The organism is Rhizorhabdus sp. (assembly GCF_018006725.1).
In the GTDB taxonomy this organism is placed as follows: Bacteria; Pseudomonadota; Alphaproteobacteria; order Sphingomonadales; family Sphingomonadaceae; genus Rhizorhabdus.
The window spans coordinates 1-3,778 of the sequence record NZ_JAGMXV010000365.1; the positions used below are offsets into that span (position 1 = coordinate 1).

A 3,778-nucleotide genomic window follows, 5' to 3' on the forward strand; every position below is an offset into this window, starting at 1 on the left:
GGACAGCATCCAGTCCGTTGGCCAGCTGATGCGATTGTTCGGTGCGACGATTTCGGCCCTCGACGAAGCCGTCCAACACGGTGGCGATCCGCTCGAGCTGATCGATGAAATGGTAGGCTGGCACAAGCTGGTCGCCGCAAGGGCCCAGGTCGACGCGTTGGCCAATCTCGCGGGCGAAGATGCATTGGTCGCAGCAACCGAGCGCTACGCAACGTTGCGCCGGTTCAGCCCGGCCTTCTTCGAGGCGTTCTCATTCAAGGCGTCCGGCAGTCGGTCGCAGTTGATCAAGGCCATCGACATCATCAAGGATGCCAACCAGCGCAAGGCTCGCCAACTTCCGGACAACGCGCCGCTTCCATTCCCGAGCCGCAAATGGAAGCAGATCATTACTAGCGGCGGGCGCATTGATCGTCGGCTATATGAAACCGCAGTTGCCGCCACCTTGCGCGATGGCTTGCGCGCCGGCGATGTGTGGGTCGAGGGCAGCCGCAGCTATCAGCGCTTCGATGCCTATCTGCTGAGCCGCCGCGACACAGCGAAAGCCCTGGAGCAGCTTGCCTTCGAAACCAATGCCCAGGCCTACCTTGCCGAGCGCGGCAGAACGCTCGACTGGCGGTTGAGGCGCTTTGCAAAGCAGCTGAAGGGCGGAAAACTCGAAGGCGTGTCACTGGAACGCGACCGATTGAAGATCCAGCAAATGCCGCCGATCACTCCGCTCGAAGCCGAAACGCTGGACCGCCGGCTCGACGGGCTATTGCCGCGCGTCAGGATAACCGAGCTGCTGGTCGAGGTGGCCGAACGCACGGGCTTTCTGTCCGCGTTTCGCGACCTGCGATCCGGCAAGGAGCATGACAACCCGAATGCCGTGCTCGCGGCCATCCTGGCGGACGGTACGAATCTGGGGCTTGAGCGCATGGCCAATGCCAGCGAGGGCGTGAGCTATGCCCAGATCGCCTGGACCCACAACTGGTACCTGTCGCCCGAAAATTACCAGCAGGCGCTTCAGACAATAGTCGCGGCCCATCATCGCCTCCCGTTCGCTCGCCACTGGGGATCTGGAACCAGTTCGTCATCCGATGGCCAGTTTTTCCGCTCTGGAAGAAGCCGGTCCGGCGCCGCCGAGATCAATGCCAAATATGGTGCCGATCCGGGGGTGAAGATATATTCGCATCTATCCGACCATTTTGCATCTTACGGCTCACGGATCATGTCCGCGACCGCAGGTGAAGCCCCCTATGTGCTCGACAGCCTTGTCCTTGGCGCTGAGCAACTCCCGTTGCACGAACACTATACCGATACCGGCGGCGCAAGCGACCATGTGTTCGCGCTGTGTCATTTATTGGGCTTCCGGTTCGTACCGCGTCTGCGCGACATCGCCGATCGCAAGCTCGCTTCCATCCTGGCCCCGTCGACCTATCAGGGCATCGAATGCCTGATGGGACGCCCAATCAAGGTTGGCGCGATCGAGGCCGATTGGGATGATATCGTTCGGATCGTGGCATCGATCAAGGATGGCACCGTCGCCCCATCTGTCATCATGCGGAAACTCGCGGCCTACAAACGGCAGAACAAGCTGGATTTTGCGCTTGCCGAACTCGGCCGGATCGAGCGCACGCTGTTTACCCTCGACTGGTTAGAACAGCCCGCGCTGCGGCGAGCATGTCAGGCGGGTCTGAACAAGGGCGAAGCGCGCCACACCCTGGCAGCGGCCATCTACACCAACCGTCAGGGACGATTCACGGACCGAAGCCTTGAAAACCAAGAGTATCGCGCCTCTGGCCTCAATCTACTAATTGCCGCGATTGCCTATTGGAACACGCTCTATCTCGATCGGGCCATGCAGCACCTCATTGCCACCGATGCCGAATTTGACCCGGCACTCCTCGCCCATCTTTCGCCGATGGGCTGGGCGCACATCAGCCTTACCGGCGATTATCTTTGGGACCAGGCCATGCGTGTTCCTATGGGCGAATTTCGGCCGCTGAACGACCCCTTGGCGCGGCTCAAGCTCGTAGCATGACCAGTGTTCTCGAAATGTCCGTGAAATCGTTGTCTGGCGCACAAACCTTGAGGTGATGCCTTTAAACGATCCTCAATCTAGCAAAAAGCGTGCCGGCGAAGCCGGCTCATCATGGGGATGCCGGGTGGGAGGATCGCAAAGCGATCCGGGGCGGCCGAAGGCCGCGAGCCGGCGGGGGCGAAGCCCCCAAGAGGCGGCGCTTTTCTTCCCTCTGACCGGTGCCGGTAGCGCGGCGCGAGTGGATCATGCTGCCTCTGTCCCGAAAATCAGGACAAGTTGTTCGATCTGGCGGGACGCTGGTGGGTGAAACCACGATGATCCGGCGTCGAGTGGGCGCTGCGGTTAAAGTTATCCACAGGTCGGCCTAGTGTTAATATATGGGTTAAAGAGTCGTGTTACGGGATTTTGGCGGTTTCATAAGCAACTGAAAATATTAGAATAATCGGGCGTTTTTTTGCCCTCGGCGTCAACGGAACCCCGAATCTGGTGACTCCAGAACCCCGAATCTGCGTCAACGAAACCCCGAATCGCGATCACCCGTCAATGAAACCCCGAACTTTTCCGTTGCGTCAATGAAACCCCGAATCTACGGTGCGCGTCAATGAAACCCCGAATCGAGCCTGACCGTCAACGAAACCCCGAACTCCCGCTTGCCGTCAATGAAACCCCGAACGGCGCGGAGGGACGCCCTCCCCTGCTGCCTGTTCGCTACCCCGATCCCGATCTGTTCATTTGCGATGTTCTCGACGCCATCCCCAAGGATGACATGGCCTCGATGGAGCATCCGATTTTCTCGCTCGCGACCAAGCCCGATCGGCGCGTGTTCCGCTATGAGCATAACGGCAACAAGCTCGAAATCGTCCCCAGCGTCAAAGGGCTGGCGACGATCCACGACAAGGATATTCTGATCTACTGCATCTCCCAGCTCATCGGGAAGATGAACCAGGGGGAGCGACCGAGCCGCACCTTGCACCTCACTGCTCGCGATCTACTGGTGTGGACCAACCGGCAAACCGATGGCGACGGCTATGACCGGCTGCGGAGCGCGTTCGAGCGGCTGTCGGGGACGCGGATCACCACGAATATCAAGGCCGATGGCGAGGAAATCACCGAAGGTTTCGGCCTCATCAATGAATGGCGGATCGTGCGGCAAACCCGCTCCGGCCAAATGTCGGAAATCAAGGTCACGCTATCCGACTGGCTGTTCAAGATGGTTGAGGGGCGCAGCGTCCTGACGCTCCATCGCGACTATTTCCGCCTCCGCAAGCCGCTCGAACGGCGTATCTACGAGCTGGCGCGCAAGCATTGCGGCGCGCAGGAAAAATGGTCGATCTCGGTCGAAACGCTACAGAAAAAGACCGGCGCGAGTAGCCATTTGCGCGTGTTCCGCTCGATGCTGCGCGATCTCGTCGCGCACGATCATCTGCCCGACTATGCCGTGGAAATGAACGGCGATACGGTCACGTTCCGCAATCGCGAGGCTCTGGATACGGTCGAGGCGATCGAGGCGGAACCCGAGCGGCCCTATATCGACCCCGAAGGCTTCCACGACGCCAAGAGCGTTGCGCCTGGCTATGACGTTTACGCGCTCTATGACCAATGGGTGTCATGGTGGATCGACAGCGGGCGGCCGGAACTGAAAAGCCCCCGCGCCGCCTTCATCGGCTTCTGTCGCAACAAGCACAAGACTGCCCCCTTGCGCTAGTATAGGTGTATAGGTGTATAGGTGTATAGGTGTATAGGTGTATACATCTATAC

At 59.6% G+C, this 3,778-nt stretch carries 2 protein-coding genes; both read left to right on the forward strand.

From position 1 onward, the window contains the following. On the forward strand, window positions 1-2,020 hold a 2,020-nt coding region (locus tag KAY22_RS26085), incomplete at its 5' end, for a Tn3 family transposase (RefSeq protein ID WP_296626009.1). A 601-nt stretch (window positions 2,021-2,621) separates the two neighbouring features. Then, entirely contained in the window at window positions 2,622-3,725 is a 1,104-nt protein-coding gene (locus KAY22_RS26090) for a replication initiator protein A (protein ID WP_004213366.1), read from the forward strand. The last annotated feature ends 53 nt before the right edge of the window (window positions 3,726-3,778 follow it).